Below are 25,340 nucleotides of genomic sequence, written 5' to 3' on the forward strand. Positions count from 1 at the left end.
CTAATTAACATTTTGGTCCGCCGGCAACATAAATTACTTGGCCATTCACGAAAGACGATTTTTCATCAGCAAAGAAGGCAACTGTATTGGCAATGTCTTCTGGCTTGCCACTTCTACCGACTGGAATATGTGCCACACTCGCTTGAATTAATTGCTCAAATGGAATGCCCATTCTGGCAGCGGTTTCCTTCGTCATCTCCGTTTCAATAAATCCAGGCGCCACTGAGTTTGCTGTAATCCCATATCTTCCCAACTCAATTGCGAGTGTTTTTGTAAAGCCCTGCAAGCCGGCCTTTGCCGCCGCATAATTAGCTTGACCGCGATTTCCAAGTGCTGATGTCGAAGAAATATTGATGATACGCCCATATTTATTTTCGACCATATATTTTTGAGCAGCGCGGGCCGCATTGAATGATCCTTTTAAGTGCACATCCATAACGGTCTGCCAATCTGAATCGGTCATTTTAAAAAATAGATTATCGCGGATTACCCCGGCATTATTCACGAGGATATCTACGGAGCCAAATTTCTCATAAACCTCTTTCATGGCATCTTCAACCTGCTCGGCATCAACGACGTTTGCAACTTTTGAATAAACGTCATAACCTTTTTCTTTTAATTCACTGGTTGTTTCACTTAACGCCTCTTCGTTCAAATCTATTAAAGCTACCTTTGCTCCTTCTTGTGCAAAAAGCTCGACAATCCCTTTGCCGATTCCACGGCTTCCACCCGTAACAAAAGCAACTTTTCCCGTGAATCTGCCTGCCATTTCTATTCCTCCTGAGTTTAATAAATTTTTAGATTGCGCTTACATTAATTTATTACACGTATTGACCGATCTTCACATGACCTTTAATCAGGTTACGTGCGATAATCATTCGTTGGATTTCGTCTGTGCCATCGTAAATTCTCCATAGTCTTGCTTCACGATACCAGCGCTCTATTGGTAATTCTCTTGTATACCCCATCCCCCCGTGAATTTGAAGGACACGGTCGACGACATTGTTGCCCATATTTGCACCATATAATTTTGCCATCGATGCTACGTGTCGATTATCTTCCCCATGATCTAGAGTAAAGGCAGCGTTCAAGACTAGCCATCTTGCCGCTTCAATTTCAACCGCAGAATCTGCGATTTGCCATTGGATTGCTTGTCTTTCAGCAATCGGTTTCCCAAATGTGACCCGTTCCTTGGCATAATCAATCGCCATTTGCAGCAAGCGTTCAGCGGCACCGACTGCTCTTGCCCCAACAACCCAGCGTGCAAACCCAATCCACTCGAGACCAAGATTATAGCCCTTGTGTAATTCACCCAGGATATTTTCCTCCGGAACACGGACATTATCAAAAACTAAGCCGGCTGGACCCCATTCTCCCATTGTATGGATATATTCTGATTTCCAGCCCATATCGCGATCGACAATAAAGCATGTAACCCCTTCGCGGCCTTGTGTTGATTGATGTCGTTCCTTATCGGTAATCGCTATCGCCATAACGAAGTCCGCTTCGTTTCCTCCAGTAATAAATGTTTTTTCACCATTTAGAACCCATTCACTGCCGTCTTTCACTGCTGTCATTTTAATATTTCTGGTATCAGAACCAGCACCTGGCTCGGTCATTGCAAAACAAGACTTTTTCTCGCCATTAATCGTCGGAAGTAAGTATTTTTTCTTTTGTTCTTCATTACCATAGTAAAGAATATTATCTGCACCACCGCCGAACTGGAATGGGACAAAGGTTTTTGACACTTCCATTAACACAATTGCCATCATCATTTGACCAAGATCTGCACCACCATATTCCTCTGGAGTGTTAATTCCCCAAAAACCAGCTTCCTTCGCTTTAAGTTGCAGCTCTTTTAGTTTACTTGCAGGTAGACTCGGTTTACCTTCTCGTTCATTGCGGAGTACATCGTTTTCAAGGGGAATAAGTTCTTTTTCTACGAATCTTCTAATTGTTTTTTGTACCATTTTTTGTTCATCAGTCAATCGTAAATACATACCATTCACTCCATTCTTATTCTTAACATCAAATTTAATGCCGTTAAAATATAATATGCTGAACCGTTTGTAGGCATACCTACCGGTTGGTATGTTACCTTTATTTTATTCCGAACTTTCAGATAATACAAGTTAATATTTTCCTAAAAAAAATTCTCTAGCTATGGCGCCAAAGAATTTTTTGTTAACTATATACATGACTAACTACTTTTCATGCTGCCCGCTCTCTCAAGGTGGAAATAGTAAGTGAACTTCCAAGCCAAAATAGGAGACCTAGAATGATACTAAAAGCAGGAAATGCACAAATATTCCACCGGCTTTCTCCCCTAACTTCTTTGCTACGACAGTACAGGCAACTACAGCTAGACCTCCCAATAGGAATCGAAGAAGCAGTCCGCCAAGTAATAAACTAACCATTTTAAATTCGCCTCTTTTATTGTTTTGACATGCTGTTAAAAATAATTTTCTTTGTGAATTGAATCACAATAATTCGATGTATTCATTTTAACTCATTTCTATGACTATGCCATGTCAACGTTTTATTAACGTTTTTGAAGAGATTTCTCATTAAATTCAAGTTTGATGACTATTTTCCTGTCATTTTACAAAAGATAATGGTGATATTCATTAGAATATCGTCGTTTCAAATCCTTTGATGAGGTGATTTTAGATGAGTTATAAAGACCATTTAGATCCGCACTCAGAGCTCTTTCACCAACATACGACGCGTCCAAAACGTCAAAATTCACAAGTGAATGGGCAAACTCAAGTGACGCATAACACGATCATCTTAAGGAGCAATGCCAAGGCCCACCGTTGGTAAGGCTTAGGAAAAGAAACGAGTAATGGCAGCATAAACAATTACTGTCATTAGAAATGACCTTTTCTCGAATAGCAATTTCGAGAAAAGGTTTTTCTTTTTCTAAGTAATTTGTTATTTCAATATTGATAATGTTTGTTCCAAAAGATATCATAAAATCTATTAGGAATAAAAACAGGAGTGGTGCATGACATGTTTGATGACTTTACGATTAGAGATGCCGATATGTGTGATTTGCCTGTAATTGTTGATATATACAATACAACCATAGCAAGTAGGATGGTTACAGCCGATCTTGAACCAATATCAGTAGAAAACAGAGTTCAATGGTTTAACGAACATTCATCAACCTTTCGTCCATTATGGGTTGTAGAAAATCAAGGAGTAATTTGCGCATGGGTTAGTTTCCAATCTTTTTACGGCAGGCCTGCCTATAATGCGACTGCAGAAATTAGTATCTATATTCATCCCGATTTTCGAGGCAGGAAACTTGGTAAATATTTAATCCAAAAAGCCATGGATGCCTGTCCAAGTCTACAAATCAAAACCTTACTAGGTTTTATTTTTGGTCATAATGAACCTAGCATTAAACTTTTCTCAAGTTTTGGATTTGAAAAATGGGCACAGCTTCCGAATGTGGCTGAGCTCGATGGCATTGAACGTGATTTAATTATCCTTGGAAAAAGACTCTTCTAAAAATCTTGAAATCGAAGAACAGATAGCTTATGGAATACACTCCATAAGCCTTTTCCATGTAGGCAATCAGATAATAATGTAGCAAAAGTTTTTATAGTTATTAATATTTCAAGCGTTGCATTATTCCAAAATAATGGATTATCTAGTACTATAGACTAAGGAGTAATAAATACTCACTACTCCTTGTTTTTAATAAACTTTATTCCTTGAAGAGAACTGGAGATTTCCATGAATAAAATAAAGATCATCATCCTCTACTTTTTTACAAGTATTATTTGGATATATGGGTCCAATTATGTAATCGAACAATATGTGCCTTCTTCACTTATTGAGCTGGTGTTAAGGTCAAAAGAGATCTTTTATGTTGCCATGACTGGAGGGTTCATTTATTTCTTCATTAGTAAAAAAGAGGAGTTAGATGTTTCCCAGGAAGATCAGAAACGTCTATCTACTTTAATCAATTCAATGGTTGATTTTGTTAACTTTAAAGACGGCGAGGGCAGATGGATTGAAGCAAATGAATTTGGTTTACAATTGTTCCAGCTTGAGAATGTGGATTATCGGGGGAAAAAGGATTCGGAATTAGCCGAGTATACAGACTTTTACGGTGATGCTCTCAGATTTTGTGAAACTTCTGATGAAGAAGCTTGGAATAATCGAGAAATCACTCGAATAGAGGAAGTCCTTCCTGTTCCAGATGGATCAGTAAAAATATTTGACACCATTAAAGTACCACTATTTCACGAAGATGGCAGTCGACAAGGTTTGGTTATCATTGGACGTGATATTACCGAAAAAAAGGAAATGGCATTAAAATTAGCAGAGAGTCAGCAACAATATAAGTCATTATTTGAATATAGTCCAGATATTGTTTATATGATGGATTTAGGCGGAACTATTACCAACTTAAACCCACAGTATGATGTCATTACAGGCTTCAAACGGGAAGAAGCGATTGGGAAAAATGTAAAACAATTATTACCGAAAAGGTATAAACGATATCTTCCAAAGTTCATTTCCACTGTTGTGGAAGAAATAAAACCGGTCATGTATGAGCTGTATATACCACATGCAAACGGGAATCGGATTATCTTACAATGTACTTCCCTTCCGATCATTATTAATGGAAATATCGCTGGAATTATTGGCTATGGCAGTGATGTGACCACCTTAAGGGATGCAGAAGAACGTCTTCGCAGGACAGAAAAGCTATCAATCGTTGGTGAATTATCTGCCAGCGTTGCCCATGAAATTCGGAATCCGCTGACGTCATTAAAAGGATTTGTCCAACTTTTACAAATGGAAGATGAGAAGCATCAATTTTTTTATCAAATTATGCTCGACGAATTAAATCGTATCAATGACATTGTTGGTGAGCTTTTGTTATTGGCAAAGCCTCAGCTTTTAAAATATACCAAAGCAGATCTTCAGAAGCTATTAATGGACGTCATATCATTATTAAACACCGAAGCCAGTTTATATAATGTTCAAATTGAATCTCTTTTTCCAGAAAACGACATATGGATTGAATGCGAACCAAATCAACTCAAGCAATTGTTTATCAATTTGATTAAAAATTCGATTGAAGCAAGCCAAAATGGCGGAAAAGTTTCCATTATTCTAGAGCAAATAGAAAATAGTCATGTGTTAATTTCCATTAAAGACAATGGCTGCGGTATTTCTAAAGAAAGATTAGAGAAAATTGGCGAACCCTTCTACTCTTCTAAAGAAAAAGGGACTGGGTTAGGTTTAACGGTTAGTTTCAAGATTGTTCAATCCCATCAAGGCAATATCCATTTTGATAGTCAGAAAAATCAAGGGACATCTGTTCAAATTTCATTACCGATCAAGCAAAAAGACCCTAAAAACAACCAGCGCTCGATTCCTGAAGGAGTGTAAAATGAATAAGTGATTAGCCCGTCCACTACGACGGGCTTTTCTTTTTCTTCCGATTTCGGAAAAAAGCAATAATTAATAACATGGAAGGAATGATAATTTGAAAGGGCCAATGTAAATAAGTGGGTACAACAACCAGCCCTTCCTTTATATGTTCCGAATAATTAGATGCAATCGTAACGGATGCAAATAAGACGATAATTCCGAGTGGGAACCCGAGCTTTCGTTGGTTTTTTAATTGAAAGATATCAGCGGCACCAGCAACTGCAGCATAATAGTAGATCGCAATCTTAAAAAAACCTCCAATGATTAGATAGAGCATAAACAAGACATCGAGACGTTCGATAAAATCGGCAATTTGAATTTTCCCTACGGTCGTTAATAGTGGGAAAGTGGATTGACTAAAGAGATTTACCCCTAATACTGAAATATTTACTATTACTGTAATGGTAATATTTATTCCGCTTAATATCATGCCACTTAAACAGACTATTTTAACCTTCTTTTTATCATTTACAAACGGGAGCAGCATTGTAAAGACAACCATTTCTCCAAAAGGAAAGTTGATGGTTTGGGTTAAAAATGTCTTTATTACCGGTTTCAACCCATTCTCTAAAATCGGTTTTAAATTTCCCAAATGAATTAAGCCAGAAAAGGTAATTAACAGCATTCCTAATATCGCAGTCAGGTAAACAACCCCAAAGTAAATTTCGCCAACTCGGGCTATTACTTCAAACCCCTTATGAATCCCATAGATAATAGTAATGATCATCAAGGTATTGATAACAAATAACGGAGTACTATTATAAATTGTCGTTGTTAATAACTCGCCAAAATCTCGCAATACCCTTGCTGCAAGATACATAAAATAGACAATATATAAGAACCCAATCAACCGTCCAAGCCATTTTCCAGTTATTTCTTGAACATAACTCGTTAAGGGAAGGTCAGGATAGTACATATATAATTTGTAATAAATAAAAAAGATCATGATACCGCCAGTTAAACCGAACAAAATGGCTATCCAAGCATCCTGTTTTGCATCTGATGCAATCCCAACAAGAATAGCACTTCCCATTTCAAACAAAACGACCAGGACGAACAATTGGGTTGCACTTATTTTCGCCTTTTCCATATACGATTGATCCCCCCTTAAAAAGGGTTATTTATTTAAGCGGAGCTAGTTTGTTTCTTCCTATTAAGAAAAAAAGCAATGATTAGTAAGATACAGGGGATGAATATTTGAAAAGGCCAAGACAAATAAATCGGCACAACAAGGAGCCCCTCCTTTATAAATTCTGCAATATTAGATGCAATCGTTATTGATGAAAATAAAACGATCATTCCAATTGGAAACCCCAGCTTACGTTGGTTTTTAAATTGAAAGATATCAGCAGCCCCGGCCACTGCAGCATAATAATAAATGGCAATTTTAAAGAAACCTCCAATGATTAAATAGAGCATAAATAATACATCTAAACGTTCGATAAAATCGGCAATTTGGATTCTTGCTACTGTGCTTAATAAGGGGAAAGTGGACCGATGAAAGAGATCCACCCCCAAAACAGAAATATTTATTACAGCAGTTATTGTAATATTTATACCCGCTAATATCATCCCACCCAAACAAACTATTTTAGCCTTCTTTTTATCATTTAAAAATGGGAGCAGCATCGTAAAGACCACCATTTCCCCAAAGGGAAAGGTGATGGTTGTGGTTAAAAATGTTTTAATAACAGGTTTCAATCCATGCTCTAAGATCGGGGTTAGATTACTCAAATGAATTAAACCCGAAAAGGTAATTAGCAGCATGCCTAAAATCGCCGTCAGGTAGATAACTCCAAAGTAAATTTCTCCAACTCGGGCTAAAACTTCAAACCCCTTATGGATCCCATAGATAATAGTAATGATCATTAAGGTATTGACAACAAATAGCGGAGTGCTATTATAAATCGTTGTGGTTAATAACTCTCCAAAATCTCGCAATACCCTTGATGCAAGATAAATAAAATAGACAATATATAATACCCCAATAAACCGGCCAAGCCATTTTCCTAAAATTTTTTGAAGATAACTAGTTAAGGGCAGGTCAGGATAGTACATATATAAGCGGTAATAAATAAAAAAGACAATGATTCCCCCAGCTAAACCGAACAATATAGCTATCCAGGCGTCCTGTTTCACTTCTGATCCGAGACCAAGAAGAATCGCGCTACCCATTTCGAACAAAACAATCAGCACGAACAATTGGTAGCCACTTATTTTTGCCTTTTCCATTTACTTTTGTCCCCCCTTTTTAAGGGTTATTTATTAATATCTGACCAAAAAGGATTTGTCCGAACCCCTTCACGCCGCACGTAAGAATCTACCTTAACATTCACTTCCAGGTCTGCAAAATAATCGTTCCAATTCCCCTTTAGCTTCTTCCATAATTCAGGGTTAGCTTTATGAACACCATCACCAAACCCGAATATATCGCATTTTAGTTTCTGGGCTTCCTTTACTGAAGACTGTATTTCCTTTTTAATCTCTTTTTCAACTAACTTTTCAATTTTTCCAATTGTTTTTGGATCCATCAATTCAATTGCTATATTCGCTTCACTAATCCAGCCCTCATTCTCAATTTTAATATTTATTACAGGTTTTCCATTTTTAACGATAGTTGAAACTTTGGTTTTTGACCTAATAGGCACCATACTAATGGCATTTTTTTTCCCTTTCCAATTAAGAGTTATATCTGTGCTCTTCGCTTTATCCAAGACCCAGATCACTCCACGTGCCTTGTTACTTTCAATCCAACCGATCAATTCACCGTCTTTAATAACCGCTAAGCCATCAGCTGAGAGGTAAGCATCGGTTGTTGTTTTTTGTAAATTAGCTGCTTTATTGGCTTCTTCTTTCATACCAATTAGTCGATAACCGTTTGCAATAGGCTCTTTCCCACTGCCGACAATTCCATCAATGATATCATCTATATTTATACTTATATTTTCTCCTTTCATAGCTTCAGTAGATTCGATTTCTTTTGTAATCAGGGTAACAGGCAGTTTATCGAGAATAGTCAGAGTAGTGACAATCTCCTCTGCCGTCGAATCTCTTGCGATAACGAACTCTGTAGTTGTTCTAAACTCAGGATCCCTTGCAAAGGCATCTAACATATTAAGCATTAGAGTTCTATCACTTGCCACTTCTTCACTAACAACGACTACATTTGTGTGCGCATAATATAAACGGCGCGAAACCTTTTTAGTTGCATTTCTAGATGCTTCAGTAATGGTTCTACCAGTGCTTTTATAAACGGCTATCGGCAGCCCCTGGCCTCCTCCTCCACCTTGCCCAGCTGTAACGTTCCCGGGGTTAACCAACTGAAACGAAACATGGTACAATTCGTCCTCTCCTTTATCAATACCAAGTGCCATCACAAAGGCCAAATCAGTTAACTCTTTCTGATTCCAGCAAGCACTCAGTATCGGCAGAGACATGATTAAGATCAAAATAATAATGAACCATTTTTTCATCATTCTTCACCATTTTTAGGTTGATTTTCTGTTGGTTTAGGTGGACCAGGCTTTTGATGATCTCCTGTCCTCTTCATATTGCCTTTGCTAATAAACATCGGTCTATTTTTCATAGCCCAGACTGGAAAGCGAACAAATGCGTCTTGTTGATTATGGATGTTGAAAGGTGCGAGCGGCATCATGTATGGAATTCCAAACGAGCGCAGCGAACATAAATGAAGTGACATGAACATCAGCCCTAACATGATTCCATAAAAGCCCAACATTGTTGCTAATCCCATCAGGACAAAGCGGACTAATCTTGCCGCAATCGCCATAGCAAATACGGGTGTGGAAAAATTTGCGATTGCAGTAATTGAAACGACAATAACCATTACAGGAGAGACGAAACCAGCCTGTACGGCTGCCTGACCAATTACGAGGGCCCCGACAATGGATACGGCCTGACCAACAGCCCTTGGAAGCCTAAGCCCCGCCTCCCTTAAAATTTCAAATGTAACCTCCATGATTAATGCCTCAACAAAAGCAGGAAAGGGAACATTCTCCCGTTGAGCGGCAATAGCAATCGCCATCGTCGTCGGGATCATCTCTTGATGAAAGGTGGTCGCAGCAATATAAACAGAAGGTCCAATAACTGCGATAAGAAATGCTAAAATTCTTAACAATCGAACTCCTGTTGATATGTCAAATCGTGAATAGTAATCATCCGGTGCTTGGAAAAATTGAATAAAAATAGCTGGAACTGTAACAACAAACGGAGTCCCATCGACTACTATGGCAATTCTCCCTTCTAGTAAATGTGATGTCACGACATCTGGCCTTTCTGAGTGATATGTGGTTGGAAATGTTGTCCAAGTTTGATCTTCAATCAATTGCTCTATATATCCAGAAGCAAGGATGGAATCGATATTGATTCGTTGAAGCCTTTCTTTGACCTCTCCAACAATTTTTTCATTGGCAATTCCTTCCAAATACATAATGGCGATATCAGTTTGGGAAACAGACCCTAGTTTCATGGAATCCACCCGTAAATTTGGACTTTTTATACGGCGGCGAATTAAAGCCGTATTCGTACGGAGTGTTTCCGTAAACGAATCTTTTGGACCTCGAATTGATAATTGTGTGGTAGGCTCCGTAATCGAACGCCTTTCCCATCCTTTTGTTTCACCACTGATAGCTTTATTGCATCCCTGTAAAAAGATGACCGTATCTCCTGAGAACAATGAATCATATACTTGGTTCCAATTCTCAATGGTCTTGACACTTCCTAGTGCCATTGTTTTATCCAACATGAATTGAAATATATCGACTGGTACTTCGGGTACTTCTGTCTCCATAACTGTTTCTAAAATATAGTCGGCTATTGCGATAACACTAGCCAATCCGTCAACATAAACAAGAGCACCTTTATATGCACCAATCTTAAACTCGCGAACATTAATGTCTGTACTATTGCCAACTTCCTCTTTTAGACGAGATATATTCTCTTGATAGTCTCTTAAAATCGGCAAGTCCTCCGGTTTTTGCGGATCTTGTTTTTGCCTATAATTATCATCCTGTCTCTTTTTTTGTTTATTTTTAAGCATCTTAGACAAAATCGACACAATACCGGCCTCCTTAAAAATTATTTGAACACTTTTCTCCCAATACTGGATATATTGCCCAAGGTATATCACTTTATCCCATTGAAAGTGGTTTTTATACAACCATAATTAAAATATACAGGTTAGAATAAGGAACAGCTTAGAAAAGAACAATAAAAACAAGATAATTCCTAAGGGTGTGGTGAGGTTGAAAATATTGTTTGTAACGACCCTGCTGGCGGTTGGCAGCTTAATACTAATTATTTCGTTGGATCTTTTGATGGGCGTAAGTATTTCAGGAATTATTTGGAAGGCCATTAACCCTTTTAGGGTAATGGAGGCAGCTGAATATATCATTGTTTTATTATTTATATTGTTTTTCGTCATTGATTCCTTCGGTGCATATTTAAATAAGAAAAAAGGGAATTCATCTAACTAAAACGTAAAAATAAGAAGGGTTTCATATTTCTTGGAAATATAAAAAAGATAAGAGCTTACCTTATAATGGCAAGCCCTTATCTGAATTAGTATTCGATCTTTCTTTTTCTCTTTTATGAAACAACCGTTTAAATATAACAACTGCAACAGACAGTCTACTCCACCATCTCCTCTTTCTATCATAATTTGCACCATACACATAACGGTTCCAAAAATAGTAGATGAATTCCTCTACAATCAGCAATAGGACGAAACATAAAGCAGAAATAGTAATCCAAAACCACATTTTAAGGACCCCTTTCCCAATGGATCATTAATTCTATTCCAAAAACAACAAAGAAGTACTACCAAGGGTCAAACCTAAGTTTTCCTCCTTACCATATCTCTAATTCTTATTTTAACAAATATTTAGCAAATTGTAGATATTTTGGTAATAAATGTAGCATTTGGGTCAAGAGTCCAGAAGTGAAGATATGAAAAATGCCTCTGGTTTTCATCACCAGAGGCATTTTTTATCTTTTTGGCTATGCAGGTAGCCTGTTTTCATTAGATTAATTTGGGTCCTTGTATTTTAATGCCCGTTCACTGTCCCCATAGCCCTTGGTGGTTGGATCCTGTACGATTCCTAACATAGACAGCAATACAAATACAGCATTTAAAAAGGTTAACACAGAATTTTGAATAGCATCAGTGAGTTGAAAATCAATGATCCCAAAGGAATTTAAACAGGCAAACACCATTTGAGCAACAATCATAATTTGAGATACAAACGCGATAACCCAGTTTCGGTTTCTTAATCGGACCTTCCAGTTAATCATCTTCCCCAGCCCTTTCCTTTATGTTAAACAATCTTTCTATTAACATATGCTTGGACTAGGAATTGGTTGTCCACGAATGGTGCGGAATTTCATTGGATAACCTCGTAACTAAACTTCTCTCCGCATTGCTTTTAATACATCAACTTTTGTTGCCCGCTGTGCTGGTCGAAATCCTGAGATAATCGTAACACCATAACAAATTACAATACAAATGATTGGTAAAATAAGCGGGATGTCGCTAAAGATTAAGTCTAAGTCCGATTCTTGACCAAATGCCTGTTTGATAATTAATGGAATCGCAAAATTCACCGCATAGCTAATCCCATAGGAAACGACTGTACCAATGAGTGCACCGATTAACCCAATATAACTGCTTTCAAGCAGAAAAATTCGTTTAATCGTTTTTGGATTCGCACCGATTGCTTTCATAATTCCAATGTCAGGGGCCCGCTCGGTCACCGCCATCGTCATCGTATTATAAATTCCGATAGAAGCGATTAAAATGGCAATCGTTCCAATAAATATGAGTCCTGCTTTTGCAATCATGAAGACGATATTTACCTCTTTTAGTTCATTTACGACAGAATACGAAGCATAGTTCTTTTCTTTTAATTGATCAGAGATACTTTGGACAGCTTCCATGTTTTTGGCATAGATTTTTACTTCATCATAAGAATTTTTATGATCATTGAGGTCGCCAGGAACTTCACTATTTGCATCAAGGAGAAACCCTTTTGGTGTTCCAGTAAACGTCTCAATTTCTGTTAACATGTCATCCGAAATAAAGACACTTCGGTCTTCTGCCCATTCTTTCGTTGGCTTTTTAGAGATGCCAACAACCTTCAATGGAATCGTTTTTTCTACTTGTTTGCCCTCTTTAAACTGCCTGATCGTTAACTTAATTTCCTTGCCAAGCAATTCGCCTTTATAGATATACTCTGCTTTAACTTTTCCCTTTTCATCGTACAAATCATCGCCAGCATCCTTATCTGCAAGATTAGTTAGGAAATTATAGCCTACAGCCACTTCATCTTTCCCCTTTGGCAGCCTGCCTGCGGATAATTCAAAACCAGCTTTAATCTCTGCCGGAAAATTTGCCACAAAGGTTTGCGTTCCTTCTTGATAATTCCCAATCGTATAGGTGCTTTCCTGTTGTAACATTTTCCTTCTTGTGACTGCTTTAACATCTTTAACTTTTTCAAAAATTTGAATATCTTTATCGTTTAAAGGACGAAAAACCCCTTGATCTTTTGTTTCTTTGCCGTGAACATCGATTTGGGTGATTACCCTGCGTTCTGTAATTTCCTTTACCACTGATTTCTGTAAGCCAAACCCGACGGAGGCGAGAACAATTAAGAAGGCACAACCCATTGCTGTCGCAAGAATCGTCATAAATACTCTCGTTCTATTTTTCTTCATATTCTGGCGGACGAAGCGGAATTGATCTTTTAACTTCATAACAGCACCCCCTCGACAATGCGGCCATCTTTTAACTCAATCTTTCGGTTGCCGATATCGGCCACCCTATCATCATGGGTGATAATCAAAAAGGTGATTCCTAAATCCGTATTTAATTCCTTAATGAATTTCAATAACTCTTCCTCTGTTTCACTATCAAGGCTGCCGGTCGGTTCATCGGCAAGAATAATCGGGGGATTAACAATTAAGGCACGGGCGATACTTACCCGCTGCTGCTGCCCGCCTGATAATTCTCCTGGATAATGATCCTGGTAATCTAGCAGACCAACTTTTTTAAGCATTTCATCCGTTTGGATTTTTCGTTCCTTTTCGTTAATACCTTTTAATATTAGCGGCAGCTCCACGTTTTGAAAGGCAGTCATGCTCGGAATCAATTGAAAGCTTTGAAAAATAAATCCTAGATTATTAATCCGAAAATCTGCAAATTTCGTTTCATTCAGATCTGATACCTTTTCCCCGCTGATCCAAATTTCACCCTCTTTCGGATGAATGAAGCCACTCACTAAATTAAGAAGCGTCGATTTCCCAGAACCACTCCTGCCAACAATCGTAACAATTTCACCTTTTTCGACCGTCAAAGAAATATCTCTAAGTACCGGAATAATTGTTTGTCTTCCTTTTTTTCCAATCACAAAATCATGGCTTAAATTTTTTATCGTAATCATTATTTCCTCCTGTTTCCCATTCATTACACCTAATAGACGAAGTTTTTTTAATGAACCCTACACAAATTTAAAATATTTTTTTATCTACTTGTTAGACGTAATTAAGTTTTATTTGTTCCAAGGGGGAATAATAATAGCCAAATGGTTTTTACTAGTCTTTTAATTCGATAAAATTTATAATAAAAGAATTAAAAATTACTCTTTTAAAGTAAGGAGATCACATGGAGAAATTGCATCCATTTTGGGAAAAAATCGTTCGTTTCTGGAAAAAGAAACATTTAACACAAATATTCTTATTAATGATCTTAGTGGTTGTTTTAGCGACCATCCTCTATTTCGGCTGGCTCGCGATGAGAGCAAATGTTCAATCATTAAAGCAGGGTCTCAGTCAACCGACAGTTATTTATGATAAAAATGGAAAAGTAGCTAGCAATGTCGCTACTAATCGGACAAAAGGCGTAAAAATTGAGGACTTGCCAAAGTATGTACCCAATGCTGTCGTTGCCATTGAGGACGAACGCTTCTATCAGCATGGTGGTTTTGATATCAAAGGAATTGCCCGTGCCTTTTTCAGTAATTTGTTTGCGGGAAGAATTACGGGTGGTGGAAGTACTTTAACGCAACAGCTAACGAAGAATGCCCTTCTTTCACCAGAACGTACCTATAAACGAAAAGCTGAGGAATTATTTTTAGCGGTAAAAATCGAAAAGGTTTATACCAAAAACGAGATTCTGCAAATGTATATCAATCAGGTTTACTTCGGGAGCGGTGCCTGGGGTATTAGCAATGCATCAAAAAAGTATTTTAATAAAAATATCGAGGATGTCACGGTCAGTGAGGCAGCAATGCTAGCCGGACTATTGCATTCACCAAATTATCTGGACCCTTATAATAACTATGATTTAGCCATGAAGAGACGAAATACTGTTTTAGCAAAAATGAAAGAACTAGGTATGATTAATAATTCACAGTATACCGAGGCTAAAAAAGAAAAGATTCGTCTTCACGATGGCGGTGGGAGCTTTGTTGAACGAAAATACCCTTATTATGTCGATGCTGTTTTAAATGAAGCTATCAATAAATACGGTATAACACAGGAAGAAATATTAACAAGAGGTTATCGAATATATACTGCTTTGGATCAAGATCTTCAGTCTGGACTTGAAAAGGTCTATAGTAAAAACTACTTGTTCCCAAGGAGCCAAGGGGGTAAATTAGTTCAAAGCGGTTCCGTCCTAATGGACCCAGCATCAGGGGGAGTACTAGCCCTTGTTGGAGGCCGCGGTGAGCATGTATTCCGAGGCTTTAACCGAGCAACACAATTACGTGCACAGCCTGGGTCAACGATCAAACCATTGGCAGTATATACACCTGCTCTTGAAGAAGGATACAACTATTCATCCAAGCTTGTCGATGAACCAACCACCTTCGGAAATTACAAACCAGAAAATTTTTCAAAAACATATGAAGGAAAGGTTGAAATGTATAAGGCACTTGAGAAATCGCTGAATATCCCGGCTGTGTGGCTGTTAAATAAGATTGGCCTAGATAAAGGGATCGATTCATTAAAAAGGTTTGGCATCCCTGTTACAAAAGAAGATAAAAACCTGGCAATCGCACTGGGAGGGATGAGTCAAGGGGTCTCCCCCCTTCAAATGGCAAACGCTTTTTCAGCTTTCCCAAATGGCGGGAAGCGTGAAGATAGCCACTTCATTACTAAAATTGTTGGGCCGACTGGAAATGTTTTAGCAGAGCGGGAAGCGAAAACCACAAAAGTGACGTCAGAAGAGGTCACGGATGAAATGACTTCGATGCTCTTAAATGTAGTAGAATCCGGGACGGGTAGACGCGCCCGAATCTCCGGAGTGCAACTCGCCGGAAAAACTGGATCTACCCAATTACCATTTAAGGATGTCAGTGGAACAAAGGATCAATGGATGGTTGGATATACTCCAAATCTTGTCGGGGCAATCTGGTTAGGATTTGACCAAACCGACCGGCAGCATTACCTGCCAAGTGCGAGTTCGGCCAATGTGGTGCCGATTTTTAAAGAGATGATGAAAGAATCTATTCAGCATCTTCCGAAAGAACGATTCGAAGTTTCTTCAATTAATGCACAGCTTGCCGGTGAAGCTCCGCCTAATTTAAAATTCAATGAACAGGCGAAGAAGATTAGCAAGGAACTAAATGAAAATGCACAAAAACTAGGTGAAACCATAAAAGAACAAGCCCCAGGATGGAAAAAGGGCTTGGATAAAGCTTTATATAAGCTCGGCGAGGCCGTAAATTCATTAGCTGAAAAAGTTAAGAATAGTGGTGAATAGCACGCAATCGATGCGTGCTATTTTTTTATTTCCAATAGATTGAAAAATCTTCCTGCTGTTTTCATTACTGTTTCTTCTTGTCCTGGATCATACACGGCCAAAAAACAGGTAGCTGGACCAGCAGATTTTATAATATCCACGTTTGAGATGATCATTTCCTGTGAAAATCCTTCAATAGGGAACATCTGATTGATCTCATATAAAATCCCTCTGGATCCAACCGGCCAGACCATTACATCATGAATCATGCTGACCTCCTGAAAAACCGAAAGAGGGGCAACTTGATCCTTTTGTTCAATCACTTCGTTTCCAACAAGAGGCCTGCCTACCACTGCAACTTTCAATTGGTTAGAGTAAGCTAGCTCTGTCGTTCGAGCAATAGACTTTTTCCCTAGAACGACTAAACCAAGAGCAGATTGCATGAGTGAAAAGTTACTTTCTGTACTACCAGTTATCCGTACATCCGATAAATTTAGTTCATGCAGCCCTTTTTGTATTCCTGAAACTAACTCGTCCCATGGTTCATTTCCGCAGAAGTTGTGGAGCACCACTGAAACGGGCTCCCCGCCTGCTGCCATACATTCCATAGCAGCAACTCTAAACGAATAATAAGCTACTGTTTCGTATGTGACATGAACAAGGTCTTTTTCTTTCATCCCAATGGCTCCGCTATTATCACAAGCAATCATGAGGGAGTCCGTATCGTTAAAAGGAATGGTTATAATATCTCTCATAATTTTTCTTCCCGCTTCGCTAAGCCAAAAGTGTCCAATGAAGAAAGCCGTGGAATTGCTGCCAATGCGATTACAATATTGATGACCGAACCGATTAGCAATGAAGGGACAATTCCTAAATAAAAACCGACATTCATTAAAAACATAAATGGTAAGGGAGCAACAAATGCATTCCCAATAATGAAGAGCACACTTGCTAAAACCTTATTGTTTTTATAAAGACGTCCAAACATCCAAACGAGCACTGCCATTTCGACAGCAATTAAAAAGTGCATTGGACCCAATGGGAAACCACCTATTAGAGCGGATAGCAGATGACCAAATGCAGCCACAACTGCTCCAGCCCTCGCTCCAAACAGGACTGCTGCCAATAGCGCAGGAAAAACATCCAATGCGACACTGCCGACAATGGCTGGAATTTTAATCATTGCTCCGACAACTGACAATGCTGTTAACATGGCCAGCCCGCTCACCACTTTTCCCTTCATACTACTTTTCCTCCTTACGCTTCCCATCCCTGAATACTTTTGCACTGCGCACATACTCAACGTCGTTGACATTTAATCGAAAGTTTATAACTCTAGCCAATGCAAAGAAATAATCTGATAAGCGGTTTAAGTACATTAAGGCTAATTCAGGTGTTTTCGAATCAGCCTTGACTAGCTTAACAACTAATCTTTCCGCTCTTCTAGTCACCGTTCTAGCAATATGAATCGATGCCGATGGCTTGGTACCACCCGGTAAAATAAACCGTTCAAGCTCTGGTGCCTCTTTAATATATTCATCTATTTTCTTTTCAAGGTAATCAATCGATTCTTGCTGCAGCTTTATTACACGCTTCTCAGTCACATTAGCAAGATCGCCCCCACAATCAAATAATTCATGTTGAATTTTCTCCAGATCATCAAGCACGTCCTTAAATAATTTGGGGTTAAGCTCTTGAATCGCCTGACCGACAAAACAATTCACTTCATCTACCGTTCCATAGGCTTCCACACGGGTATCATCTTTGTCTACCCTGCCACCAATTATGCTTGTTTTTCCTTTGTCACCTGTTCTTGTGTAAATTTTCATTGAAACTTCTCCCCTTTACTTAATCGTTTGATTTAATCCATACCAAATGACGTCAACCTTAGCTGATTTTGCGGCGATATCTTGATAGGCCCATCCTGTTACATCCCGCCACAATCTATTTTCTACTTCCAATGGCACAATTCCTTTTGTAATATCCGTCCCAATCACAATTAATTGGCGATGTAGAGCTTCCTGCTCCCAAGAAAGCCAATTCTCGAGACATTTATTCCAAATCTCTCGACACTTGTCGGCATCATATGTCACAGTTAAATCTTTCAACCATATTTCTACACCCTCAAGGATCATCACATCCTTGCCAAAATCAATTAAATTTATCGGGAGAGAATGGTTATCATAAGCTGAGACCCACTGTTTATTCTCGTAAACAGTGTAGGTATTCTTTACCCAAGCCCGTTTGCCGTTAAAGGCACCTCCAATAATAAAGTGCACCGCGTCCCCCTCCTTAAAGATTCTTTTTCAAATATGAGTTCGAACCCCTGATCATGATTAACCTGCCACTCCCAAAATTCTTTTTGGTGTGGGGCAAACCTAGATAAAAGATATCTAATCACCCCGCCATGAGTGATCATTGCACAACTCTGCAATCTGGAAGAGAGAACCTCTTCAATCATCCTAGCCCAGCCAGCATCAACTCTCTTGGTGAACTCATCAAATGATTCACCGTCGGGCGGACAATGCGTAACAGGATCTGCCAGCCATTGCCGATAATGTCTATTTTCTTTCAAGTCTTCGTACGTATTCCCTTCCCATTGACCGAAATTCATTTCTCGTAATTCTTTTAATAAATAGGGGCTAGAGTTTGGAAATAATATTTCTGCTGTATCAGTACATCTTTGCAAATCACTAGAAAAATAGCGCTGATAGCTGTTTGTTACCGATATAGGTTTTGATTCCGGACATAACGGCGAATCGTTCCACCCTAGATAGGCTTTTCGTCTATTTTCTTCTGTTACACCATGACGAAATAATGCAATAACCACACCGTCATCCACAGGATTAACTCAGTCCCTTCAACAGCCGCACCTAATACATCCCCCGTAATTCCACCGAACCATTTCACAGCTTTCCGACGAAAAAGGAATAAACAGCAGGCTGCAGCCAAAATCAATAAACCTATTAAGAAGAATCCTTTTATGAATAAACTAACCAGAATTAGAACACCAACTAAAATAATAGGATACGGCCAAAGGGCCTGCGGTTTCGCCGCACTCTGGAATAACGCGCCCAGCCCCTCATTCTTGGCGGACTTTACCGTTAACAACAGAACACCCATGACGGTTTTACTTAAAAAAGGGATGACAGCAATCATGATAAATAGTGTGTTTTCGACCTTTGCTGTACTCTCATACATAAATAGAAACCGACAGCTTAATAAAACAAGGATGGAGAGAACACCAAATGCACCCGTTCTTGGATCCTTCATAATTTCCAGCCTTTTCCCTTGATCTTGATAGGAAAAATAAGCATCACTTGCATCCATCCAGCCATCCAGATGAATTCCTCCGGTCAGGAGAATCGTTGCCAGCCAAAGCAAGAATGCACAGGCAAGATGGGAAAAAGGAGTAAATTCAAGACTCAGATAAAATACCGCTGAATAAATGATCCCTTGTATTAATCCAACGAGTGGGAAGGCTTGGACTGCCTTTTTAAGATGGTCTTTATCCATTGGTAACTCGAGTGTGATAGGGATTGCTGTAAAGAATTGAATATTAATCAAGAAACCTTTCAAGAACTTCATGTTTTTGAACCCCATTGATTGATAATCTTTTTAATCAGATCCCATTTTAGATGACTTTTCATTTCGGCAGCGATAGAATCAAATCTTTTGTCTTTAAACTCGCTAATTGAATGGATTTCTTTAGCAGGGTGTCCTTTCCTTTTCCGAATCATGTTTAACCAGTGATTTCTCCACTCATCATTATGAAATAGATGGTGAAGGTACGTTCCAATGATTTGACCGTCATTTGCGAAATAGCCTTCGTCTTCCCCGTTTGCTAATGTTAAAAATGGACATCCTTTTTTAGAAAAGATAGTCTTTCCTAAATGGATTTCATACCCTACGATTGGCTGGTGAATTGGTAATTCTATCCGCTTGTGATACTGGGCAGTGACTCGATTTGTTTCCTTTTCTTTATAAAAAGTGGTTGCAGCAGGAATCACTCCTAACCCCTTCACCTTGTGGTTCCGTATCCCAGTGTCGGAACCAACTTCATCGATCAAATATCCGCCAAGGATTTGATACCCGCCACAAATCCCAACAATATAGCCGCCATTTGCTACGTATGCTTGGACTAAGATATCTAACTGTTTATCTCTTAAATTTTTCAAGTCGCTAATCGTACTTTTTGTACCCGGAATAATAACGGCATCTGGCTGTCCAAACTCACTCGCATGATGGACCAAACGGAGCGAAACATCTTTTTCAAATAAAAATGGTTCCAGATCACTGTAATTTGAAATAAACGGCAGGTGGATGACGGCAATATCAATTGTCCCTTCATTCCGATTAGAAAATTGGCTGCGAATCGATAATGAGTCCTCACCATCAATCATATGATTTTCCACAAACGGTAATACACCTAATACAGGTACACCCGTTTTCTCTTCCAGCCACTGAACTCCATCTTCAAATAGGTTGATATCTCCGCGGAATTTATTGATAATTACACCGACAACTCGTTGCCTTTCGTAAGGCTCCAATAATTCAAGTGTGCCAACAATACTAGCAAAGACCCCGCCGCGATCAATATCAGCAACCAGTATAACTGGTACATCGGCTAGTTCGGCTACCTTCATATTGACCAACTCGCGGTCCTTTAAATTGATTTCAACCGGGCTGCCTGCTCCCTCAATCACCACTACATCATATTCATCGGCCAGCTGATGTAGAGAATTCTTAATTACCTCTACCCCTTTTTCATAAAAATGATCCCGATATCCTCGTCCCGAAAGGGTTTCGATCGCTTTTCCTAGATAAACAATTTCTGCATGCTGATCTGACTTTGGCTTTAATAGAATAGGGTTCATCCAAACGGTTGGCTCCACTCTAGCTGCTTCCGCCTGAATCCCTTGTGCTCTGCCAATTTCTTTACCGTCTTGTGTCACGTATGAGTTATTGGACATGTTTTGAGATTTAAATGGAGCGACCTTTACTCCCTCATTGGCAAGTATTCGGCACAACGCCGTTACGATTAGACTTTTGCCCACATCTGAAGCCGTACCCTGAATCATGATTCCTTTCATTGCGTTACTCCCTTCATTACAATAGGAATCCCTGCCTCCACTAAAAACACTAACTCCGCTTCCTTGACTAAATATTGATGGATTTGGCCCAGCAAGCGGCCATAGGTAAACACCAGATCATTGCCAAGTAACGGCTCGTTTAATACTTCATTACTGACGACAATTATTGTCCGAGCACGATTTTTTATCAAAGTAATCCCTGTAATCACATTTTCTTTAACCGTTTCTAAAAAACGTTCATCCCACGCTTGCTCAGAAGAAAACAATTCATTATTTAATAGAGTTGTGACACAATCCAACAAAATAACATCCTCGCCATGAAAGTCATCAGCAATTTTCCCAATTTGAACAGACTGTTCAAACGTTTTCCACCGGTAATTCGCTGAATCTCGATCGCGTTGGTGCTTTTCAATTCGTTCCTTCATTTCTTGATCAGAAGGAACACCGGTTGCCAGATAGGTAAGCTTGCAGCCTGTCTTACGAGCGATCTCTACTGCTTTCCTCTCAGCAAAGTTGCTCTTCCCACTTCTTACTCCGCCTGTTATGAAGATTAATGATGATGACGCCATTTCGCCAACACTTCCATTAGTTGATTATTTTCTTGATTACTTTTTATGGCAAACCGAAGCCATCTTCCCTCTAGACCAGGAAAATTAAAGGTATGCCTTGGAATGATGCCTTGATGTAGAAGAAACTCAAACAACGCAAACTGATCTTTGAAATGCGGATCCTTCAATAAATAGAAATTCACGTTGGAAGACGAAACCACAAATTCTTTCTGTGTAAAAAAGGCAAACAGCCTTTTCCGCTCATGACTAATATATGCCTGTGTCTCTTTAATAAAAAATTCATTTTGCAGACAAAGTTCCCCTGCTAATAACGCAATGGTATTGGTACTCCAATGTGATTGCAACTGGCTAAGGCTCGAAACAATCGCTGGCTGAGCGATTAAATATCCCAAGCGTATTCCTGGAATCGCAAACATTTTTGTCAGTGAGCGAATAATAATTAAATTTGAAAACTTGTTTATGTATGGAACCAATGATTCATATTCTATTAAAAAATCAAAAAATGCTTCATCCAAGATGACAAGGCAATCCCGCTTTTCACATTCCTCTATGATCGAAATAATCTTAGAGGCCGGATAGTAAATACCTGTTGGATTGTTTGGATTACACAAAAACAAAGCATCTGCATCCATCAAATTCGAGTGTAAATTGACCGAATTCAATTCAAAGTTGGGCTCCACTAGTTGATGGTAGACAATTTCACATTTGTTTGCCCGACATGCTTGTTCATATTCCGAAAAAGTGGGTTCCACGATGCCGACTTTTTTGCCGGCAAGCATACGGGCAAGCAGCGTAATAAGCTCTGCTCCTCCATTTCCAATTAGGATTGTATCGATCGGGGTCTGCTCCGATTTTGCAATCCTTTCCTTCAGCTGTGTTGCATAGGGATCTGGATAAACATTAATTTCTTGAAAAAAATCCGGCCATTTTTCTTTTAACACAGATGGCGGACCAAGTGGATTGATATTTGCGCTAAAATCAATAAACTGCAACGGGAGTGCAAGGCCCATTGCCTCATATAAATATTGAGGATTCGAGCCATGTGACGGCCAATTCAAGGACTATTCCCCCTATCCATAAAAATAGTAAAAATAAAAAGACCGTTTTGCTAAGAATTTGATTGGCCGTGATGATATGTTCCGCTTGGATGGTCTGAATGGGTTCACCCATTTTTGCCCGGTTCGATATCAATCCTTTATAATAATTGATTCCGCCAAGCTGTATCCCTAAAATAGCTGCGACAGCCGCTTCCCCCCAGCCGCTGTTCGGGCTCGGGTGCTTTTTCGCATCACGGAATAAAATCGCCCAAGCTTTTCTATAAGGCATCCTTACGGGACGTTTTCCTATCAGCATGATGATCCCAGTTAATCGACTTGGAACCCAGTTCATCACATCATCCCATTTTGCAGACGCCCAGCCAAACTCTTTATATCTAGCGCTCATGTGACCCACCATCGAATCACAAGTATTGGCTGCGCGATAAACCATCGCCAGCGGGGCTCCGCCAATCAGTGCCCAAAACAAGGGGGCCGTCACTCCATCACTAGTATTTTCGGCCACAGTCTCAATCGTGCCGCGAGCGATTTCACTCTCATCCAAGGAATCTGTATCACGGCCAACAATATAGGATAGTTTTTTCCTTGCTTCAGGAAGGTCCCCTTCTATTAATGGACGATAGACTTCTAGAGAAGCCACCTTCAAGCTTTTTTGAGCAATGCAAGTAGAAATAATCATACTTTCCACTAAAACACCAACAACAGGATGAAGCCTATATCCAATTAGAACTAATACCAAAACGATGAAAAAAACTAAGAGTAATATAAAAAGGAGCATGGCCACCCCTTTCCACCGCTTAGACTTGCCATTATTCCAACGTTTTTCAAAAAATGTTATCATCGTTCCAATCCATCTTACAGGGTGGGGCCAATCGGGTGGATCCCCAATAAACAGGTCAATAATATAGGCAACTGTGATTGAGATTAAATGATGGACGATCATTTGCATTTCCTCTTGCTGGATTTTTGAATCGCTTCGATCGTGCACTGATAAACTGCCTTGCTAATAAGCTTGCCTAACGGGGTAATCGTACCCGCAAATTCTAATACTTCACCCGTTTGAGTAGCAGCAATTAAGATACTATCTGTCGATGTACCGGTGGCGATCGTTCCGGTGACTTCATCGATTACCTTTAGATCATTCAATGCCTTAACCTTCGCTTCAGTTGCGGTCATGATACTTTGAATAAAAGCTTCCTCTGTCAGCTCTCCGCTCACAAAAATCCAGGTATTGATTGTTCCGGGTGTCATTTCAAATGTATGCTGTTCACTTTTCGAAGCATCAATCGCATTTCCTACTCCTGCTGTCACAACTGCAAATATCGAGAAACTATTATGTTCAAACCGCTTGTATACTACATCTTCGAGGACAACTGCGGTCATCATGCCAACAGTTTCCGAGGGTTCAAACCCGTTTGATTTTAAAAATGAAGCCATTTCTGAGCGATGGTCACTACAGCTGTAACCCTTGTGAACATGACGGTTGACAAATGTTTGGTGCCAGCCTGTTCCCGAACCAATCACTCCAGATGACATCGTCCTTAATGGCAGGGGGGATGTTAACTCAATATATTCTTCTGAAATATGCAGCATCGACTCATCTAGTTCAAAATCGACAACTTCCTTATTCACTTTTGGCAGTAAAACCATTTGCGGTGCAGCTACTTTAGGATGGGGATGTTTTTGAATGTCTGTATGATACACATCCCTTATTCGTTCTTCCCGAAGCACCTCATTCGGAATATGATCGATATTAATTCTTCCATTTTCGAGAAGGAGCAATCGATCACAATAAAGCCCGGCAAGGTTTAAATCGTGAAAAATAGAGATGACTGTTAATCCATTTTCTGACGTCCATTGTTTTAAGAAATCTAATAATTCCTTTTGATACGACAAATCCAAATGGTTCGTGGGTTCATCTAACAAAAGTATTTCAGGCTCTTGGGCCAAAGCTTGGGCAAGAAATACTCTTTGTTTTTCACCGCCTGATAATTCTTGAATATTTTTATTTTGGAATCTGGAAACACCAATTTGCTTCATTACTCGCTGGACAACCTCTTCATCGGCTTTATTCCAGGTTTGAAATAACCCCTTTTGATGTGCATAACGGCCAAGCGAGACCGTTTCTTTTACTGTGTAAGAGAATGATTGTGATGAATGTTGTGAAAGAACGGCAAGCATTTGGGCCAGTTGTTTTGTTTTGTATTCCTGCAGCCGTTTCCGATTGATAAAAATCTCACCTTTTTGGATAGGCAAAATTCCACTAAGCATTTTCAAAAGGGTTGTCTTTCCACTTCCATTTGGCCCCAATATCCCAAATAATTCTCCCTTTTTCACATCAAAAGAAATGTCTTTCAGAACGGCTTCACCCGAGTATCCACCGGAAACCTGTTGAACACTAAGCATT

The 25,340-nt window shown here is 39.3% G+C and carries 27 protein-coding genes; 5 read left to right on the top strand and 22 right to left on the bottom strand.

The annotated features are described in order from the left end of the window. Positions 1 to 4 precede the first annotated feature (4 nt). The 3 genes from J7E63_RS12480 to J7E63_RS12490 form a co-directional block, all read right to left on the bottom strand. Positions 5 to 769, bottom strand: a complete 765-nt coding sequence (locus J7E63_RS12480) for a beta-ketoacyl-ACP reductase (protein ID WP_215012602.1) — start codon at positions 767 to 769, stop codon at positions 5 to 7. 52 nt (positions 770 to 821) lie between these two features. Further along, a complete protein-coding gene (locus J7E63_RS12485; RefSeq protein WP_088086948.1) occupies positions 822 to 2,000 on the bottom strand; it encodes an acyl-CoA dehydrogenase family protein in 1,179 nt (392 codons plus the stop codon). A 273-nt stretch (positions 2,001 to 2,273) separates the two neighbouring features. After that, on the bottom strand, positions 2,274 to 2,417 hold the full coding sequence (locus tag J7E63_RS12490; RefSeq protein WP_215012604.1) for a DUF3147 family protein: 144 nt from the start codon (positions 2,415 to 2,417) through the stop codon (positions 2,274 to 2,276). A gap of 253 nt (positions 2,418 to 2,670) precedes the next feature. On the opposite strand from J7E63_RS12490, the gene J7E63_RS12495 reads away from it, so the two are divergent. The 3 genes from J7E63_RS12495 to J7E63_RS12505 all read left to right on the top strand — a co-directional run bounded on the left by J7E63_RS12495 (position 2,671) and on the right by J7E63_RS12505 (position 5,415). Next, entirely contained in the window at positions 2,671 to 2,823 is a 153-nt protein-coding gene (locus J7E63_RS12495; protein ID WP_215012606.1) for a YpzG family protein, read from the top strand. Between the two features lie 189 nt (positions 2,824 to 3,012). Next, positions 3,013 to 3,516, top strand: a complete 504-nt coding sequence (locus J7E63_RS12500; RefSeq protein WP_215012608.1) for a GNAT family N-acetyltransferase — start codon at positions 3,013 to 3,015, stop codon at positions 3,514 to 3,516. 228 nt (positions 3,517 to 3,744) lie between these two features. Beyond that, complete coding sequence (locus J7E63_RS12505) at positions 3,745 to 5,415, top strand: PAS domain S-box protein (RefSeq protein WP_215012610.1); 1,671 nt, start codon at positions 3,745 to 3,747, stop codon at positions 5,413 to 5,415. 25 nt (positions 5,416 to 5,440) lie between these two features. Here the strand turns inward: J7E63_RS12505 and J7E63_RS12510 are convergent, their stop codons facing one another. Genes J7E63_RS12510 through J7E63_RS12525 form a run of 4 tightly spaced genes read right to left on the bottom strand, consistent with a single transcriptional unit; the run spans position 5,441 to position 10,516 of the window. After that, a complete protein-coding gene (locus J7E63_RS12510; protein WP_215012612.1) occupies positions 5,441 to 6,547 on the bottom strand; it encodes a GerAB/ArcD/ProY family transporter in 1,107 nt (368 codons plus the stop codon). A 35-nt stretch (positions 6,548 to 6,582) separates the two neighbouring features. Beyond that, positions 6,583 to 7,689 (bottom strand): GerAB/ArcD/ProY family transporter, encoded by a 1,107-nt coding sequence (locus J7E63_RS12515; protein WP_215012614.1) that lies wholly within the window; start codon positions 7,687 to 7,689, stop codon positions 6,583 to 6,585. Positions 7,690 to 7,715: 26 nt separating this feature from the next. Continuing rightward, positions 7,716 to 8,933, bottom strand: coding sequence for a Ger(x)C family spore germination protein (locus J7E63_RS12520; protein WP_215012615.1), 1,218 nt, complete (start codon positions 8,931 to 8,933; stop codon positions 7,716 to 7,718). Continuing rightward, entirely contained in the window at positions 8,930 to 10,516 is a 1,587-nt protein-coding gene (locus tag J7E63_RS12525) for a spore germination protein (protein ID WP_215012939.1), read from the bottom strand. The genes J7E63_RS12520 and J7E63_RS12525 overlap by 4 nt, the downstream gene beginning before the upstream one ends. A 205-nt stretch (positions 10,517 to 10,721) precedes the next feature. On the opposite strand from J7E63_RS12525, the gene J7E63_RS12530 reads away from it, so the two are divergent. Next, positions 10,722 to 10,952 (top strand): YczF family membrane protein, encoded by a 231-nt coding sequence (locus tag J7E63_RS12530; RefSeq protein WP_168243242.1) that lies wholly within the window; start codon positions 10,722 to 10,724, stop codon positions 10,950 to 10,952. A gap of 60 nt (positions 10,953 to 11,012) precedes the next feature. Here J7E63_RS12530 and J7E63_RS12535 read toward each other — a convergent pair whose 3' ends face one another. From J7E63_RS12535 to J7E63_RS12550, 4 genes are all read right to left on the bottom strand, one after another. Next, positions 11,013 to 11,237, bottom strand: coding sequence for a hypothetical protein (locus tag J7E63_RS12535; RefSeq protein WP_215012617.1), 225 nt, complete (start codon positions 11,235 to 11,237; stop codon positions 11,013 to 11,015). A 265-nt stretch (positions 11,238 to 11,502) separates the two neighbouring features. Continuing rightward, positions 11,503 to 11,769, bottom strand: a complete 267-nt coding sequence (locus tag J7E63_RS12540; RefSeq protein WP_088086936.1) for a phage holin — start codon at positions 11,767 to 11,769, stop codon at positions 11,503 to 11,505. A gap of 108 nt (positions 11,770 to 11,877) precedes the next feature. Next, a complete protein-coding gene (locus tag J7E63_RS12545; protein WP_215012619.1) occupies positions 11,878 to 13,227 on the bottom strand; it encodes an ABC transporter permease in 1,350 nt (449 codons plus the stop codon). Beyond that, the gene (locus J7E63_RS12550; protein ID WP_215012621.1) at positions 13,224 to 13,913 is read right to left on the bottom strand and encodes an ABC transporter ATP-binding protein; all 690 of its coding nucleotides are present in this window, start codon (positions 13,911 to 13,913) and stop codon (positions 13,224 to 13,226) included. Before J7E63_RS12550 ends, J7E63_RS12545 begins: the two co-directional genes overlap by 4 nt. A gap of 221 nt (positions 13,914 to 14,134) precedes the next feature. On the opposite strand from J7E63_RS12550, the gene J7E63_RS12555 reads away from it, so the two are divergent. Next, complete coding sequence (locus J7E63_RS12555; protein WP_215012623.1) at positions 14,135 to 16,237, top strand: transglycosylase domain-containing protein; 2,103 nt, start codon at positions 14,135 to 14,137, stop codon at positions 16,235 to 16,237. A gap of 17 nt (positions 16,238 to 16,254) precedes the next feature. On the opposite strand, the gene J7E63_RS12560 is transcribed toward J7E63_RS12555, so the two are convergent. From J7E63_RS12560 to J7E63_RS12610, 11 genes are read right to left on the bottom strand one after another with little or no spacing between them, the layout of a single operon-like run. Then, positions 16,255 to 16,971, bottom strand: coding sequence for an ATP-binding protein (locus J7E63_RS12560; RefSeq protein WP_215012624.1), 717 nt, complete (start codon positions 16,969 to 16,971; stop codon positions 16,255 to 16,257). Then, on the bottom strand, positions 16,968 to 17,459 hold the full coding sequence (locus J7E63_RS12565) for an ECF transporter S component (protein WP_215012626.1): 492 nt from the start codon (positions 17,457 to 17,459) through the stop codon (positions 16,968 to 16,970). Before J7E63_RS12565 ends, J7E63_RS12560 begins: the two co-directional genes overlap by 4 nt. A 1-nt stretch (position 17,460) precedes the next feature. Next, positions 17,461 to 18,045: a cob(I)yrinic acid a,c-diamide adenosyltransferase gene (locus J7E63_RS12570; protein ID WP_215012634.1), complete on the bottom strand. Its 585-nt coding sequence runs from the start codon at positions 18,043 to 18,045 to the stop codon at positions 17,461 to 17,463. Between the two features lie 15 nt (positions 18,046 to 18,060). Then, positions 18,061 to 18,495 (bottom strand): bifunctional adenosylcobinamide kinase/adenosylcobinamide-phosphate guanylyltransferase, encoded by a 435-nt coding sequence (locus tag J7E63_RS12575; RefSeq protein WP_215012636.1) that lies wholly within the window; start codon positions 18,493 to 18,495, stop codon positions 18,061 to 18,063. Then, on the bottom strand, positions 18,447 to 19,046 hold the full coding sequence (locus tag J7E63_RS12580) for a histidine phosphatase family protein (protein ID WP_308161948.1): 600 nt from the start codon (positions 19,044 to 19,046) through the stop codon (positions 18,447 to 18,449). The genes J7E63_RS12575 and J7E63_RS12580 overlap by 49 nt, the downstream gene beginning before the upstream one ends. Next, positions 19,016 to 19,804 (bottom strand): adenosylcobinamide-GDP ribazoletransferase, encoded by a 789-nt coding sequence (gene cobS / locus J7E63_RS12585; RefSeq protein WP_215012640.1) that lies wholly within the window; start codon positions 19,802 to 19,804, stop codon positions 19,016 to 19,018. Before cobS ends, J7E63_RS12580 begins: the two co-directional genes overlap by 31 nt. Continuing rightward, positions 19,801 to 21,309 carry a cobyric acid synthase gene (locus tag J7E63_RS12590; RefSeq protein WP_215012642.1) on the bottom strand — a complete coding sequence of 503 codons (1,509 nt, stop codon included), beginning with the start codon at positions 21,307 to 21,309 and terminating at the stop codon, positions 19,801 to 19,803. Before J7E63_RS12590 ends, cobS begins: the two co-directional genes overlap by 4 nt. Further along, on the bottom strand, positions 21,306 to 21,878 hold the full coding sequence (locus J7E63_RS12595) for a bifunctional adenosylcobinamide kinase/adenosylcobinamide-phosphate guanylyltransferase (RefSeq protein WP_215012644.1): 573 nt from the start codon (positions 21,876 to 21,878) through the stop codon (positions 21,306 to 21,308). Before J7E63_RS12595 ends, J7E63_RS12590 begins: the two co-directional genes overlap by 4 nt. After that, positions 21,860 to 22,936 carry a threonine-phosphate decarboxylase CobD gene (gene cobD / locus J7E63_RS12600; RefSeq protein ID WP_215012652.1) on the bottom strand — a complete coding sequence of 359 codons (1,077 nt, stop codon included), beginning with the start codon at positions 22,934 to 22,936 and terminating at the stop codon, positions 21,860 to 21,862. Before cobD ends, J7E63_RS12595 begins: the two co-directional genes overlap by 19 nt. Further along, the gene (cbiB, locus tag J7E63_RS12605; RefSeq protein ID WP_215012946.1) at positions 22,893 to 23,876 is read right to left on the bottom strand and encodes an adenosylcobinamide-phosphate synthase CbiB; all 984 of its coding nucleotides are present in this window, start codon (positions 23,874 to 23,876) and stop codon (positions 22,893 to 22,895) included. Before cbiB ends, cobD begins: the two co-directional genes overlap by 44 nt. Next, entirely contained in the window at positions 23,873 to 25,339 is a 1,467-nt protein-coding gene (locus J7E63_RS12610; protein ID WP_215012654.1) for a heme ABC transporter ATP-binding protein, read from the bottom strand. Before J7E63_RS12610 ends, cbiB begins: the two co-directional genes overlap by 4 nt. Position 25,340: the final 1 nt, after the last annotated feature.

This window comes from Bacillus sp. ISL-75 (assembly GCF_018613095.1).

Bases quoted from the DNA above. Each gene is read 5' to 3' on its own strand.
- J7E63_RS12535 (WP_215012617.1), bottom strand. From the start codon at position 11,237: ATGTGGTTTTGGATTACTATTTCTGCTTTATGTTTCGTCCTATTGCTG.
- J7E63_RS12485 (WP_088086948.1), bottom strand. From the start codon at position 2,000: ATGTATTTACGATTGACTGATGAACAAAAAATGGTACAAAAAACAATT.
- J7E63_RS12490 (WP_215012604.1), bottom strand. From the start codon at position 2,417: ATGGTTAGTTTATTACTTGGCGGACTGCTTCTTCGATTCCTATTGGGA.
- J7E63_RS12515 (WP_215012614.1), bottom strand. From the start codon at position 7,689: ATGGAAAAGGCAAAAATAAGTGGCTACCAATTGTTCGTGCTGATTGTT.
- J7E63_RS12500 (WP_215012608.1), top strand. From the start codon at position 3,013: ATGTTTGATGACTTTACGATTAGAGATGCCGATATGTGTGATTTGCCT.
- J7E63_RS12555 (WP_215012623.1), top strand. From the start codon at position 14,135: ATGGAGAAATTGCATCCATTTTGGGAAAAAATCGTTCGTTTCTGGAAA.
- J7E63_RS12510 (WP_215012612.1), bottom strand. From the start codon at position 6,547: ATGGAAAAGGCGAAAATAAGTGCAACCCAATTGTTCGTCCTGGTCGTT.
- J7E63_RS12565 (WP_215012626.1), bottom strand. From the start codon at position 17,459: ATGAAGGGAAAAGTGGTGAGCGGGCTGGCCATGTTAACAGCATTGTCA.
- J7E63_RS12520 (WP_215012615.1), bottom strand. From the start codon at position 8,933: ATGATGAAAAAATGGTTCATTATTATTTTGATCTTAATCATGTCTCTG.
- J7E63_RS12545 (WP_215012619.1), bottom strand. From the start codon at position 13,227: ATGAAGTTAAAAGATCAATTCCGCTTCGTCCGCCAGAATATGAAGAAA.
- J7E63_RS12610 (WP_215012654.1), bottom strand. From the start codon at position 25,339: ATGCTTAGTGTTCAACAGGTTTCCGGTGGATACTCGGGTGAAGCCGTT.
- J7E63_RS12505 (WP_215012610.1), top strand. From the start codon at position 3,745: ATGAATAAAATAAAGATCATCATCCTCTACTTTTTTACAAGTATTATT.
- cobS (WP_215012640.1), bottom strand. From the start codon at position 19,804: ATGAAGTTCTTGAAAGGTTTCTTGATTAATATTCAATTCTTTACAGCA.
- J7E63_RS12595 (WP_215012644.1), bottom strand. From the start codon at position 21,878: ATGGCGTCATCATCATTAATCTTCATAACAGGCGGAGTAAGAAGTGGG.
- J7E63_RS12480 (WP_215012602.1), bottom strand. From the start codon at position 769: ATGGCAGGCAGATTCACGGGAAAAGTTGCTTTTGTTACGGGTGGAAGC.
- J7E63_RS12525 (WP_215012939.1), bottom strand. From the start codon at position 10,516: ATGCTTAAAAATAAACAAAAAAAGAGACAGGATGATAATTATAGGCAA.
- J7E63_RS12570 (WP_215012634.1), bottom strand. From the start codon at position 18,045: ATGAAAATTTACACAAGAACAGGTGACAAAGGAAAAACAAGCATAATT.
- J7E63_RS12540 (WP_088086936.1), bottom strand. From the start codon at position 11,769: ATGATTAACTGGAAGGTCCGATTAAGAAACCGAAACTGGGTTATCGCG.
- J7E63_RS12560 (WP_215012624.1), bottom strand. From the start codon at position 16,971: ATGAGAGATATTATAACCATTCCTTTTAACGATACGGACTCCCTCATG.
- J7E63_RS12550 (WP_215012621.1), bottom strand. From the start codon at position 13,913: ATGATTACGATAAAAAATTTAAGCCATGATTTTGTGATTGGAAAAAAA.
- J7E63_RS12495 (WP_215012606.1), top strand. From the start codon at position 2,671: ATGAGTTATAAAGACCATTTAGATCCGCACTCAGAGCTCTTTCACCAA.
- J7E63_RS12590 (WP_215012642.1), bottom strand. From the start codon at position 21,309: ATGAAAGGAATCATGATTCAGGGTACGGCTTCAGATGTGGGCAAAAGT.
- cbiB (WP_215012946.1), bottom strand. From the start codon at position 23,876: ATGATCGTCCATCATTTAATCTCAATCACAGTTGCCTATATTATTGAC.